This is a genomic window from Marisediminicola sp. UYEF4, from assembly GCF_040546025.1.
In the GTDB taxonomy this organism is placed as follows: Bacteria; Actinomycetota; Actinomycetes; order Actinomycetales; family Microbacteriaceae; genus Marisediminicola.
In genome coordinates this window covers 13,046-26,542 of record NZ_JBEPNA010000008.1, presented here as the reverse complement: position 1 = coordinate 26,542, position 13,497 = coordinate 13,046, and the positions used below count along the sequence as shown (strand labels likewise).

11 protein-coding genes are annotated in these 13,497 nt (G+C 67.8%); 5 read left to right on the top strand and 6 right to left on the bottom strand.

The annotated features are described in order from the left end of the window. Positions 1-8: 8 nt before the first annotated feature. Genes ABIB15_RS09060 through ABIB15_RS09050 form a run of 3 tightly spaced genes read right to left on the bottom strand, consistent with a single transcriptional unit; the run spans position 9 to position 2,271 of the window. Positions 9-407 carry an SRPBCC family protein gene (locus ABIB15_RS09060; protein WP_354477206.1) on the bottom strand — a complete coding sequence of 133 codons (399 nt, stop codon included), beginning with the start codon at positions 405-407 and terminating at the stop codon, positions 9-11. 41 nt (positions 408-448) lie between these two features. Beyond that, the gene (locus tag ABIB15_RS09055; protein ID WP_354477203.1) at positions 449-1,294 is read right to left on the bottom strand and encodes an ABC transporter permease; all 846 of its coding nucleotides are present in this window, start codon (positions 1,292-1,294) and stop codon (positions 449-451) included. Beyond that, the gene (locus tag ABIB15_RS09050) at positions 1,291-2,271 is read right to left on the bottom strand and encodes an ATP-binding cassette domain-containing protein (RefSeq protein ID WP_354477200.1); all 981 of its coding nucleotides are present in this window, start codon (positions 2,269-2,271) and stop codon (positions 1,291-1,293) included. The genes ABIB15_RS09055 and ABIB15_RS09050 overlap by 4 nt, the downstream gene beginning before the upstream one ends. 110 nt (positions 2,272-2,381) lie before the next feature. Between ABIB15_RS09050 and ABIB15_RS09045 the strand changes: the two genes are divergently transcribed. Next, positions 2,382-3,845 (top strand): dihydrolipoyl dehydrogenase family protein, encoded by a 1,464-nt coding sequence (locus ABIB15_RS09045; protein WP_354477197.1) that lies wholly within the window; start codon positions 2,382-2,384, stop codon positions 3,843-3,845. Between the two features lie 42 nt (positions 3,846-3,887). On the opposite strand, the gene ABIB15_RS09040 is transcribed toward ABIB15_RS09045, so the two are convergent. Next, on the bottom strand, positions 3,888-4,814 hold the full coding sequence (locus ABIB15_RS09040) for an LLM class F420-dependent oxidoreductase (protein WP_354477195.1): 927 nt from the start codon (positions 4,812-4,814) through the stop codon (positions 3,888-3,890). A gap of 49 nt (positions 4,815-4,863) precedes the next feature. Continuing rightward, positions 4,864-6,294, bottom strand: a complete 1,431-nt coding sequence (locus ABIB15_RS09035; protein WP_502908933.1) for a helix-turn-helix domain-containing protein — start codon at positions 6,292-6,294, stop codon at positions 4,864-4,866. Between the two features lie 165 nt (positions 6,295-6,459). Here ABIB15_RS09035 and aceA point away from each other — a divergent pair, with 165 nt between their 5' ends. From aceA to ABIB15_RS09020, 3 genes are all read left to right on the top strand, one after another. Beyond that, complete coding sequence (gene aceA, locus ABIB15_RS09030) at positions 6,460-7,764, top strand: isocitrate lyase (RefSeq protein WP_354477191.1); 1,305 nt, start codon at positions 6,460-6,462, stop codon at positions 7,762-7,764. Between the two features lie 52 nt (positions 7,765-7,816). Further along, positions 7,817-9,436: a malate synthase A gene (gene aceB, locus ABIB15_RS09025; protein ID WP_354477189.1), complete on the top strand. Its 1,620-nt coding sequence runs from the start codon at positions 7,817-7,819 to the stop codon at positions 9,434-9,436. Between the two features lie 205 nt (positions 9,437-9,641). Then, entirely contained in the window at positions 9,642-11,126 is a 1,485-nt protein-coding gene (locus ABIB15_RS09020) for an HNH endonuclease signature motif containing protein (RefSeq protein ID WP_354477186.1), read from the top strand. A gap of 359 nt (positions 11,127-11,485) precedes the next feature. Here ABIB15_RS09020 and ABIB15_RS09015 read toward each other — a convergent pair whose 3' ends face one another. After that, positions 11,486-12,097: a TetR/AcrR family transcriptional regulator gene (locus ABIB15_RS09015; RefSeq protein ID WP_354477183.1), complete on the bottom strand. Its 612-nt coding sequence runs from the start codon at positions 12,095-12,097 to the stop codon at positions 11,486-11,488. A gap of 131 nt (positions 12,098-12,228) precedes the next feature. On the opposite strand from ABIB15_RS09015, the gene ABIB15_RS09010 reads away from it, so the two are divergent. Further along, on the top strand, positions 12,229-13,497 hold the full coding sequence (locus tag ABIB15_RS09010) for a sugar ABC transporter substrate-binding protein (RefSeq protein WP_354477180.1): 1,269 nt from the start codon (positions 12,229-12,231) through the stop codon (positions 13,495-13,497).

The window sequence follows — 13,497 nt, the reverse complement described above, 5'->3', positions numbered from 1 at the left end:
CCAGGGCGTCAGGCTGACTCGAGCGTGAGCTTGAGACGCGCGAGGTCGGCCTCGACCGTCTCGACATCGGCGCAGAACTCCTCGTAGCTCTGTGCGTCTCGCCGCCGCAGGGTGAAGACCACTTCGGACCCCTCGTCGTCGGCAAGCACGCGCATCGGGTTGCAGAAGCTCTCGCCCGAGGGGAGGGTCACCAGATGGTCGAGCACGCCGAGAACGTTCGACCCGACGAAGGAGACCTGCACGCGCCCCATCGGCGTATCGACCATCCAGGTCCCGTCGACTTTCTCGATGCCGTGGCCGAGTCCCGATGCCCAGGCGGGCAGGTTCTCGGGGTTGGCAACGAATCGGTAGACGTCGGCCGCCGGACGATCGATCCACACGATGATGTGCCGGGTTTCGGTTGCCATGGCAGGTCCTTCCGGTTGGGGTCTGTGCCAACAAGTGTCGCTCAGCGCGAGCTGATCTGCGAGAACTTGCGGATCGACAGCGGCACGAACACGGCGAGCACCACCACGATGCCGATGAGCACCGTCGGGATCGGGTTCTGCTGCATCCACGAGTCGCCGACCGGGGCGCCGGGCGGGATGTTGCCGAAAAGCTCGCGTGCCGACTGCACCAGGGCGGAAACGGGGTTGTACTCGGCGAAGATGCGCAACGGAGTAGGCAGGTTCTCGCTCGGCACGAAGGCGTTCGAAATGAAGGTGAGGGGGAACAGCACGAGGAACGACACATTGTTGATGACCTCGGGACTGCGCACGATCATGCCGAGGAACGCCATAACCCACGAGAGGGCATAGGCGAACAGCAACAACAGCACGACCGCGGCGAGGGCCTCGAGGAAGCTCGAGCGCACGCGCCATCCGACGATGAACCCGGTCGCCATCATCACGAGCATCGAGATGCCGTTGATCAGCAGGTCGCCGTTCGTGCGTCCGACCAGAACGGCGGACGGGCTCATCGGCAGGGTGCGGAACCGGTCGATGATGCCTTCCTTGAGGTCTTGCGCCATCGCCGAGCCCGAGTAGGTCGACCCGAAGACGACCGTCTGGGCGAAGATGCCGGCCATGATGAATTCTTTGTAGTTGCTGCCGGGGATATCGATGCTGCCCGCGTAGACGTAGCTGAACAGCAGCACGAACATGATCGGCTGCAGTGTCGTGAACACGAGGATGTCGGGAACTCGCTTGATCTTGATCAGGTTGCGGCGCGTGGTGATCCAGCCGTCGGAGAACCAGGATGCCGCTCCGGAGGCGGAGGGCGTGGTGGGCACCTTCACGGGCACAGTTGTCGTCATGATGCCTTGTCCTTCTCGTCGTTCAGGCTGGCGGCGTGGCCCGTGAGCTGCAGGAACACGTCGTCGAGGGTGGGGCGCTGCATTCCGGCGTCATGGAGCCGGATGTTTTTCTCCTCCGTCTGCGCGAGCACGGCGCGCAGCGCTGCGGGGCCGTTCGCGACCGTCACGGCCACCGAGCGCCGGTCGCTCGACACGTCGGGGGCGGCCGAGCCGACGGCGCGGAGGATCTCGACGGCTGCATCGCTGTCGTTTTCCGTCACGAGGCTCAGGGCGACCCGCTGCCCGCCGATCGACGATTTCAGCTCGTCCGAGGTGCCCTGCGCGATGACCTTGCCGTGGTCGATCACGGCGATGTCGTCGGCGAGTCGGTCGGCCTCCTCGAGGTACTGGGTGGTGAGCAGAACCGTGGTGCCCTCGCTCACCAGGTTTGTGATGATCTCCCACAGGCCGAGCCTGCTGCGCGGGTCGAGTCCCGTGGTCGGCTCGTCGAGGAAGAGCACCCGGGGATTGATGACGAGCGCGCCGGCGAGGTCGATCCGGCGCCGCATCCCGCCCGAGAATCCCTTGACGGGACGGTTCATCGCCTCGGTGAGGTCGAACACGTCGATGAGCTCCTTCGCCCGGCGCCGGGACTCCCTCGCGCCGAGGTGGTAGAGCCGGCCGACCATGTCGAGGTTCTCGAAACCGGTGAGGTTCTCATCGACGGCGGCATACTGGCCGGAGACGCCGATCATGCGGCGCACCTCGTCGCCCCGTTCCCCGACGTCGATGCCGTCGATCGACGCGCGGCCGGAGTCGGCGCGGATCAGAGTCGTGAGCACCTTCACCGCTGTGGTCTTGCCCGCCCCGTTCGGACCGAGCAGCGCGGTCACCGTGCCCTGCGGCACCGACAGGCTCAGCCCGTCGAGGGCACGCACGATCGGCGCCCCCTTGGGTGTGTAGGTCTTGACCAGGTCACGCGCTTCGATAAAGGCCATGCGGTGACGATAGCGGATGCCGGTGACATCGCCACACCCCGTGAACGAGCGTAATTCCCAGCAGGTACTGGCACAGTCGGAACGCCCCTGTTACTGCCGAAGGATGCGCCATGACCACCACCGTTTCAGACCACTTCGACGTCATCGTCATCGGCGCAGGGCCGGCCGGAACGGCCGCAGCGCTCCGGGCCGCCGAGCTCGGAGCGCGAGTCGCCGTCGCCGAGGCCGACCGCACCGGCGGCACCTGCGTCAACACGGGCTGCGTGCCCACTCGGGTGCTCGCGAAGACGGCGCGGATCATGCGCGAGATGCGCACTGCCAGCGACTGGGGCATCGGTGGCGACGCTCTCGAGCTCGATTGGAACGCTACGGTCGCCCGCGTTCGCGAGACCGTCGACCGCGTGCGTTCGATCAAGCGTGAGGCGGAGCGGTTCGCCGAGGCGGGGATCGAGCTCATCCTCGAGGGCCGGGCCAGGTTCGCCGACCCGCACACGCTGGTGCTCGACAGCGGCCGCCGCATCAGCGCCGACTCGATCCTCGTCTGCGTCGGCGGGCATTCCCGCCGGCTTCCCGTGCACGGTGCCGAGCTTGCGATCGTTCCGGAGCACATTCTCGACCTGCCCGAACTGCCCCGTCGCATCGCCGTCATCGGTGCGGGCAATACCGGCGCGCAGCTTGTCACGGTGTTCAGCTCCTTCGGCAGCGAAGTCACGCTTCTCGACGTTGCCCCGCGCATCCTTGTAGCCTCGGACGCTTCGATCTCCGACGGCGTAGCGACTGCCTTCACCGAGCAGGGTGTCAGCGTGCACACCGGAATCGACACGATCGAGGCTCTTGTGCGGGCATCCGACGGATCCATCACGCTGCTCTGGCGCAAGGACGGCCGCCCGCAGTCGTCGAGCTTCGACGCCATCGTGATGGCGACAGGGTGGCCAGCGGATGTCGGCGACCTCGGCCTCGAGAACGCCGGCATCGAGGTCGTGCGCTCGGCGATCCCCGTCGACGGGTACTTTCGCAGCTCCGTCTCGCACATCTTCGGGGTTGGCGACGCGAACGGCAAGGACATGCTCGTGCAGGCGGCGCAGTTCGAGGGCGAGGCGGCGGCCGAGAACGCCGTGCTCGGCGCCAACCGCCGCACCCCGCACCACCTCCTCCCCGCCGGTGGATTTACCGACCCCGATTACGCGGGCGTCGGGCTGACCGAGGAGCAGGCGCGCGAACGTGATGCCCAGTGCGTCGTCTCGATGGTGCCGTACTCCGCGCTGGATCGCGCTGTCATCGACGACCGGGAGCGGGGGTTCCTCAAGCTCATCACCGACCGGCGGCGCGAGCTCATCCTCGGCGCGCACGCCGTCGGCGAGAACGCGGTGGAGGTCATCCAGTCGGTGACGACCGCGATGGCGGCGGGCATCGACGTGGCGACCCTTGCGAACGTGAAGTTCGCGTATCCCACTTACAGTGCCGTGATCGGCATGGCAGCGCGTGGGCTGCTGCATCCGCCGGCGGCGGACCCCGCGTCCGCCACTCCCTCAGGTGCACAACACTCCGCTGCGGAGCCCGGAGTTCAGGAGTAGCACCAGGCCCAACTCCGCGGAGCGGAAGGCAGCACGGCCCTCTCAGCCCAGCTGCGACAGTACCTCGGAGGCGATGAGGTCGACGTGGCCGAAGTCGCGCACGTCGATGAGCTGCAGATAGACGCGGTCGGCGCCCAGCTCCCGCATCCGCCCGATCTTGTCGACGACAGCGGCGGGGCTACCGGCGAAGTTGATGAGCCGGAAGTCATCCGGGTCGGTGTGGATGGCCTGCGCCCGGGCGCGGAACTCGGCGTCGGTGCGCGCGACGATCGTCGGCAGCGCGACCGAGTACTTGAGGGAGTCGGGGTCGCGACCGATCTCGGTCGCGGCTGCGCGCACGCCCGCGAACTTCTCGGCGATGACGTCTTCGGCGACGAAGCCGATGTTGAACTCCGTCGCGAAACGCGCCGCGATCGCGGGGGTGCGCTTGCGCCCGCCGCCGCCCACGATCACGGGCACCGGCGACTGCACGGGCTTGGGCAACGCGGGAGAGTCCGTCAGCGTGTAGTGAGCCCCGTCGAAACTGAAGGTCTGGCCGATCGGTGTCGACCAGGATCCGGTGATGATCTCGAGCTGCTCCTCGAGCAGCCCGAACCGCTTGTCGGGGAAGGGGATGCCGTAGGCCTCGTGCTCTTCCGCGTACCAGCCGGTTCCGAGACCGAGCTCGACCCTGCCGCCGGACATCTCGTCGACCTGCGCGACCTGGATCGCGAGGATGCCCGGATGGCGGAACGTCGCCGCCGACACGAGCGTGCCGAGGCGGATGCTGCGCGTCTCGCGGGCAAGTCCCGCGAGCGTCGTCCAGGCATCCGTCGGGCCGGGCAGGCCATCCCACGCATCGCCCATGCGCAGGTAGTGGTCGGAGCGGAAGAAGCCGTCGAAGCCGGCATCCTCGGCGGCGCGGGCGAAGGCGAGCAGCTCGGTGTACGTCGCGCCCTGCTGGGGTTCGGTGAAGATGCAGATTTCCATCGGACCAGCCTGTCACGGCCGACGGCGTGGATTCCCTGAGAGCGGCCGGCTACTCCTGCGGCGCGTGCGCATCGAGGAACTCGTACACCTCGGTGCTGTCCACCCCGGGGAACACCCCCGCGGGCATCGCCGCCAGCAGCGAGCTGTTGAGTCGCGCGCTCGGGAACGAGTGCTGCTCCCAGCGGCTCGCGAGACCGGCTGGCGGGCGTCGGCAGCATCCCTCGTCCGGGCAGGTCGACGTCGACCGATTCGTGGTGTCCCGCCCGCGGAACCACTTCACGTGGGCGAACGGCGTGCCGACGCTCACCGAGAACTCGCCCCTCGGGGTCGACTGGATGCGGGAGGTGCACCAGTAGGTTCCCGTGGGCTTGTCGGTGTACTGGTGATACGGGCTGAAGCGGTCGGCGATGTCGAAGACCCGGCGGGCGCTCCAGTTGCGGCAGACCAGCTGTCCCTCGACCGCGCCGAGCGCATCCGTCGGGAAGAGCACGCGGTCGTTCTCGTAGGCCTTCGAGATAGTGCCGCTCTCGTGCACCTTGAGGAAGTGCACCGGGATGCCGAGGTGCTCGGTCGCGAGGTTCGTGAAGCGGTGTGCCGCCGTTTCGTAGCTCACCGCGAAGGCATCCCGAAGGTCCTCGACCGAGAGCTCCCGCTTCTCCTTGGCCGCCTGGAGGAACTCGACGGCCGAGTGTTCGGGCACGAGCAGCGCCGCGGCGAGGTAGTTCGTCTCGACGCGCTGGCGCAGGAAGTCCGCGTAGTCGCGCGGCTCGGTGACGCCGAGCACGTGGCTCGCGAGCGCCTGGAGCAGGGTGGTGCGGGCGTCGCTGCCGCTCGCCTGCCCGACCGGGAGGTAGATGCGGCCGTTCTTGAGGTCGGTGACGCTGCGGGTCGACGTGGGCAGGTCGCCGACATAGTGCAGCGTGAAGCCGAGGTGCGATGCGAGGTCGGATGCGACGCGCTGCGAGAGCGGGCCGCCCGCGTGCCCCACGGCGTCGAGCAGGGTCTTCGCGGCTGCCTCGAGCTCGGGGAAGTAGTTGTTGCGCTGCCGCATCGACCGACGCAGCTCGGTGTTGACCCGCCTCGCCTCCTCCGGCGTCGCGGCGCGCTCGCGGTGCAGACGCTGCAGCTCGTCATGCAGGGCGAGGATCGTCTCGATCGCCTCGTCGCTCAGCGACTTGCGCACGGGAAGCGACGGCAGCGGGAGCGACGCATAGAGGGGTCCCCGCTGGGCGCGCTCGAGTGCGATCTCGAGGGCCGCCCGCTTCGACGGGGGCTCCTGGCTCATCAGTTCGTCGAGACTCACGCCGAGAATGCGCGCGAGACGCTGCACCTCGCCGAGCTTGAGCTCGCGCTTGCCATTCTCGATCACCGAGATCTGCGAGGGCGCACGGCCGAGCGCGGCACCGAGGCTGTCGAGGGTGAAGCCCCGCTCGGTGCGGAGCTGACGGATGCGGCGGCCGATCGTCAATGAATCGAGCATGCCTTCATCCTCGGTTGGATCGAGCGGCGTCGTTGTCATCTTGCCAGCCTGCCATCGATCCTTCTTCCGTGGAATAGAAGAACGTCGAATCTTCTGCCAGCCTTTCCGGTGAAGAACCTTTCAAGGTGGCCCAGAGTCGAAGAACCACCGACGAAGGAGTCCCCCATGACCAGCATCCGCCCCGGCGACCAGACCCAGACCGCCGCCGAGCTCGAAACGCAGTGGAAGACCGACGCGCGCTGGAACGGAGTCGTGCGTGACTACAGCGCCGATGATGTCATCGCCCTGCGCGGCTCGGTGCGGGAAGAGCAGACCCTCGCCAAGCGCGGGGCCGAGAAGCTCTGGCAGCTCATCCACGACGAGCCGTGGGTTCCGGCGCTCGGTGCCCTCACCGGCAACCAGGCCGTGCAGCAGGTGCGCGCCGGCCTCAAGGCGATCTACCTGAGTGGATGGCAGGTGGCCGCCGACGCGAACCTGTCTGGACAGACCTACCCCGACCAGAGCCTCTACCCCGCAAACTCGGTGCCGAGCGTCGTGCGCCGCATCAACAACGCACTGCTGCGGGCCGACCAGATCGAGCACGCCGAAGGGGTTTTGGCAGACGGCGAGGCGACCGACTGGCTCGCCCCGATCGTCGCGGATGCCGAGGCCGGCTTCGGCGGCCCCCTCAACGCCTACGAGCTCATGGCCTCGATGATCGCCGCGGGGGCGGCCGGAGTGCACTGGGAGGACCAGCTCGCGAGCGAGAAGAAGTGCGGACACATGGGCGGCAAGGTGCTCGTGCCGACCGGCCAGCACATCCGCACCCTCAACGCCGCCCGCCTCGCGGCCGACGTGGCCGGAACCTCGACCCTCGTCATTGCCCGCACCGACTCGCTCGCCGCGAACCTGGTGACGAGCGACGTTGACGAGCGCGACCGCCCGTTCCTCACCGGCGGCCGCACCGCCGACGGCTTCTACGAGACGCGTCCCGGAATCGAGACCGTGCTCTCTCGTGGTCACGCCTACGCCCCCTACGCCGACCTGCTCTGGGTCGAGAGCGCCGAGCCGGACCTCGAGCTCGCCCGCACCTTCGCCGAGAGCATCCACAAGGAGTTCCCCGGCAAGAAGCTCGCCTACAACTGCTCGCCGTCGTTCAACTGGAAGCGCCACCTCGACGACGCCCAGGTTGCCTCCTTCCAGCGGGAGCTGTCGGAGATGGGCTACGCGTTCCAGTTCATCACCCTCGCCGGCTTCCACTCGCTCAACCACTCGATGTACACCCTCGCGCGTGGCTACGCCGAGCGCCACATGAGCGCCTACGTGGAGCTGCAGGAGGCCGAGTTCGCGTCGGAGGCCGACGGGTACACCGCCACGAAGCACCAGCGCGAGGTCGGCACCGGTTACTTCGACCGCATCGCCACGGCCCTCAACCCCGACAGCTCCACCCTCGCTCTGGTGGGCTCCACCGAGTCCGCCCAGTTCCACTAAACCGCCCGCACAACGGGCCCACCGCACATTCGCCCAGACCGAAGGACACACCATGAACAACCGAATGGAGATCACCGCCGACGGCGGCGATCGGTACGACGAGATCCTCACCCCTGAGGCCCTCCACTTCCTCACCCGCCTGCACGACCAGTTCGCCGGGCGCCGGCACGAGCGCCTCGCCGCGCGGATGCACCAGCGCAAGGCGATCGATAACGGGCGCAATCTCAAGTTCCTGCCCGAGACATCCGCCATTCGTGAGGATGCCTCCTGGCGAGTCGCGGGGGCCGGTCCCGGTTTGGAGGACCGCCGGGTCGAGATCACCGGCCCGACGGACCGCAAGATGACCATCAACGCGCTCAACTCGGGCGCCAAGGTGTGGCTCGCCGACCAGGAGGACGCCACCAGCCCGACCTGGGCGAACGTCATCGGCGGCCAGCTCAGCCTCTTCGACGCGATCCGCGGCCAGATCGATTACATCTCGGACGACGGCAAGGAGTACAAGGTCGGCGAGAGCACCCCCACGATCGTGATGCGCCCGCGCGGCTGGCACCTCGTCGAGAAGCACCTCCGGTTCACCGACCGGGCGGGGCTGCGCGCTCCGGCATCCGGATCCCTCGTCGACTTCGGGCTCTACTTCTTCCACAACGCGAAGGAGCTCATCGCCGGCGGCACCGGACCGTACTTCTACCTGCCGAAGCTCGAGAACCACCTCGAGGCCAGGCTCTGGGACGACGTGTTCACGTTCTCCGAGAACGCGCTCGGCATCCCGCAGGGCACGATCCGGGCGACGGTGCTGATCGAGACCATCCCCGCCGCCTTCGAGATGGAGGAGATCCTGTTCGAGCTCAAGGACCACTGCGCGGGCCTCAACGCCGGCCGCTGGGACTACATCTTCAGCATCATCAAGAACTTCCGCGGCCGCGGGGCCTCCTTCGTGTTGCCGGACCGCTCGCGGATAACGATGACGGTGCCCTTCATGCGTGCCTACACCGAGCTCCTCGTGTCGACCTGCCACAAACGGGGCGCATATGCCATCGGCGGCATGAGCGCGTTCATCCCCAACCGGCGCGACCCCGAGGTCACCGAACGTGCCCTCGCGCAGGTGCGCGACGATAAGCGCCGCGAGGCCACGGACGGCTTCGACGGAACCTGGGTCGCGCATCCGGGGCTCATCGACGCCGCGCGCTCCGAATTCGACGCCGTGCTCGGCGATCGCCCGAACCAACTCGACCGGATGCGTGAGGACGTGTCAGTGAGCGCCGAGGACCTGCTCGACCTGAGGATCCAGGGCGAGGTGACGGATGCCGGCGTGCGCGCCAACGTCTCGATCGCCGTGCGTTACCTCGAGAGCTGGCTGCGCGGTGTGGGCGCCGCGGCAATCGACAACCTCATGGAGGATGCCGCGACGGCCGAGATCAGCCGGTCGCAGCTCTGGCAGTGGATTCACCAGCGGGTCGTCACGGCCGAGGGCAATCGCATCACCGTGAAGTCGGTGGAAGCGATCCTGGCCGAGGTCGTCGTGGGCCTGGAGCGGTCGACGGGCGACCGGCTCGATGCGGCGATCGAGGTGTTCCGCGAGGTGACCCTCGAGGAGGACTTCCCGACCTTCCTGACCCTCGGCGCCTACGCCCGGTACCTCATCGAGGAGCGGCCGGTGCTCGCGGTCGCCTGACCCGTCGAAATCGAGCGGCCTGCTCAATCATCAAGATCAGTTGATTGAGCAGGCCGTCCGCCGTCGGGTCGAAAGCCCGCACGGGGTGCCTTCCACTACTCCTCCACAGGGCCTGTTCCGGGAGGGTTGTCCACAGGCAATACCCCAGATCAGGGTGTTGTTTGATGTCTGCGGGAATGTCGGTGGTGCCTGTCAGTATGTGGGTATGTGCAAGACAACCGATCCGCTCATCGACAGCGCTTCTGCGTTCGCGTCGGTGTGGGCTGGTGCGCTCACCGGGTTCGGCGACCAGGTCGGCGAACACCCGGCCACTGGCGCGCCCGGTGCTCCCGGCGCGGCAGCCGGCACTTCGTTTGGGACAATCAGTGTCGCCCCCGCCCAGCTGGATGTGGAGACGATGTCCGATGCGGGTCTGCTCCGGGCGCTCCGGGCGGGGTACACCCTGAAGCGGCAGGTTGATGCGCTGCTGGTGCGTGCCGCGGGGGAGCTCAGTGTGCGCTCCCGCCCCTCGCTGGGCCAGGGCGGGCTCGCGAAATCGTCCGGGCACACCTCGCCGGCATCGCTGATCACCGAGCTGGGTCGGGTGACCCTCGCCGAGGCCGGGAAAACGGTGCGGCTGGGCGAGGCGACCACCGCACCGGTGTCACTGCTCGGGGAACGCCTCCCCGCCCCGTTCGAACTGGTCGCCGACGCGGTCAACACTGGTGTCGTGCAAGTGGATGCGGCCCAGTCGATCATCACCGCCCTGACGCAGGCGACCCCGCGCGCACTGCCGGAGCATGTGGTCGCCGCGGAGGAGGAGTTGGTCGAGTTCGCGGCCCACCATCCGGCCGACACCGTGCGGAAGCTGTCGATCTCCTGGCGTGACGCGCTGGATACCGACGGGATCGCACCGCGGGAGGAGGCGCTGATCGCGGCCCGGTCGCTGCGCTGGTCCAAACAGGGCAACGGCCTCGAACGGTGCACGATCGACCTCGACCCACTCGGCGCCGGGTATGTGCGCACCATGATCGACGCGATGGTCGGCGACGCCCTCCGTGCCGTCCGGTTCCAGGGCGACGGCGCAGTGGGCGAGGACCGTGACGCCTGCGGGGCAGATCATGTCGAGCTTCCCGACCCGCGCACCATCCCGCGAATCGCCGCCGACGCCCTCATCGATGTCGCCCGACACATGATGGGCTGCAGCACCTCACCCGGACCCCTCCCACACACCACCCTTGTGATTCGGATGACTTTGGAGCAACTCCAATCAGGGCTCGGTGCGGCGCAGCTGGACGGGGTCGAGGACCCCATCAGCGCCGGTGCCGCCCGCCGGCTTGCCGCGGATGCGGAGCTGATCCCGGCGGTCCTCGGCGGGAACAGCCAAATCCTCGACCTCGGCGTCGGACGGAGACTGTTCACGAGGGCCCAGCGGATCGCGTTCGCCGAACGCGACGGCGGCTGCGCCATCACCGACTGCGGCAGGCCACCCTCCTACACCGAAGCCCACCACATCCACTGGTGGTCCCACGGCGGCACAACGAACCTCAACAACGGGATCCTTTTGTGCACCGGGCACCACCATGTCATCCACCAAGGATGGACAGTGCAGGTCATCGACAACGTGCCCTGGTTCATTCCACCCGCGAGCATCGACCCGACACGCACACCCAGACGCGGCGGCAAACTGCCCACACCGACACTGACGTAACCCAGGTGCACGGCTGGGCCGGGCAGGGCGGGGCAGGGCGGGGCGGGGCGGGGCAGGGCCGGACAGAGTGGCCAGAGACGGACGTGTTTCGACGGGGTCGCCGCGCGACCTGCGCGACCTGCGCGACCTGCGCGACCTGCTCAACCAGCGCAAACGCCGCGAAACCCGCCGAAACAGCTGCGCGGCCCTAACCCGCAGCAATTCCATCGCCAGCGCCGGTCGCGAGCCGACGCACACGGCCCGGTCACCTCATCCATCCATGCCGTCTTTTCCTCCCGCCACGACAGGCGCAACCGGTGCGCCTACCGCCCATCCCGCTGGCGGCAGGCGGGTTTCGACACGGTCGCGACGCGACCTACTCAACCAGCGGTAGTCGCCGGCGGCAGCAGGTAGCCACGTAGGAACTCGTCGAATGCAGCGGGCATGTCAACGCTCTCGTCGAGCAGCCACTGCTGCTGGAGGCCGTCCATTACGGCCGTGATGAGCCGCGAGGCATGCCGCACGTCGAGGTCGCTGCGCACGAGTCCGTCGGTCTTTGCTTCCGTGAGCACTCGCTCGGTATGGGCGGCACCCGCCGCGTACCGCTCGACGAAGTACTCGTGCGCCGGATGCCCGTCGTCGGTGGCCTCGGCAGCGATGACCGTGTAGAGCGAGGTCAGCCCGCGCGTGGTCTGGTTGTAGGCGACGACCTTGCGCATCTGCTCGAAAAGCGTGTTCTCGCTGACATCGCCGGCGGCGGCGCGCACGCGCTCGTCGCGCTGCCGCAGCACCTCGGTGAACAGCTCCTCCTTCGACGCGAAATGGTGCAGCACCCCTGCCGGTGTGAGCTCTACGCGTTTGGCGATCTCGCGCAGGGACCCGCTGTGGAACCCGCCCTTACCGAATACGAGAAGCGCGGCATCCAGAATTTCCTGGCGTCGGGCCTGCCCCTTGGGATAGCTGCCGCGCTTGCGGTCCTGAGCGTCTGTCATAGAAGAAACCTATCGTGTGTAAGGTTTTTGGGCTAGGGTCGGAATCCAACGGGGGGCTTCACCTCTCGGCGGCCGTTTCGAGCAGTCGCAACTCTGCCACGCGGCAGGGGTCGAACCAATGGAGGCACGACATGAATCGATGGGGATCAATCGCGGCACTGGGCCTGGTGGGCGTTATCGCCCTGACCGGCTGCGGGCGCACCGACGGCGGGAGCACCGCCACGAGCGGTGAGGCCATCGACGACAAGCCCGCGACGGGCGAGATCACGATCTGGGCGATGGGCAACGAGGGCGAAGTGCTCGACGAGCTCGCGGGCAAGTTCGAGGACGAGAATCCCGACGTCACGATCAATGTGACGGCGGTGCCGTGGGATTCCGCGCACGATCGTATCGCCACGTCGATCGCCGGCGGCGAAACCCCGGACATCTCGATGCTCGGTACGACCTGGGTCGGCGAGTTCGCGGCGACCGGCGCTCTCGAGCCCACCCCGGAAGGCCTCGTGGACGAGTCATCCTTCTTCGAGGGCTCGTGGGGCACGGCGGTCGTCGACGACGTCGCATACGGTGTGCCGTGGTACGTCGACTCGCGTGTTCTCTACTACCGCACCGACCTCGCCGAGGCTGCGGGCGTTGAGGCGCCGACCACGTGGGACGAGTACAAAGCCTTCGCTCTCGCGCTCAAGGACGGCGGCGCCACCTCCGGTGTCTCGCTCCCGCCGGGCGGCTTCGACTCCTGGCAATATGTCGCTCCGCTCGCCTGGCAGGCCGGCGGCGACATCCTGAACGAGGATGGCACCGAGTTCACCTTCGACACCCCCGAGTGGGCCGAGGCGTTCGAGTTCTACAAGAGCTTCTTCGACGAGGGTGCCTCCGAGGCAGTTCGCCTCGAGGGCGGCGAAATCGAGCAGAAGTTCATCGACGGATCGGTCGGCTCGTTCTTCAGCGGCCCGTTCCACGTTGGGCTACTCCGCGAGCAGGGCGGCCCCGACTTCGCCGAGAAGTTCGCCGTCGCTCAGGTTCCCGGAGCCGACACCCGCACGAGCTTCACCGGCGGCGGAAACCTCGCCGTCTTCGGCGACAGCGAGAACCGTGATGCGTCGTGGAAGTTCGTGCGCTGGCTGAGCCAGCCCGAGACGCAGCTCGAGTGGTACGACATCTCGACCGACCTCCCCTCGGTGCAGGCCGCGTTCGAGGATCCGATCTTCGCCGACGACCCGTACCTGAGCGTGTTCGCCGAGCAGCTCGCCGACTCGAAGGCTCCGCCCGCGATCCCGACCTGGGCGCAGGTGTCCGCCGTCATCGACCAGGAGCTCGAGAAGGTCACGCGCGGCGACCAGACGGTCGACGCCGCACTCAAGGCAATCCAGCAGCAGGCGGAGACGATCGGCACCGGCAACTAA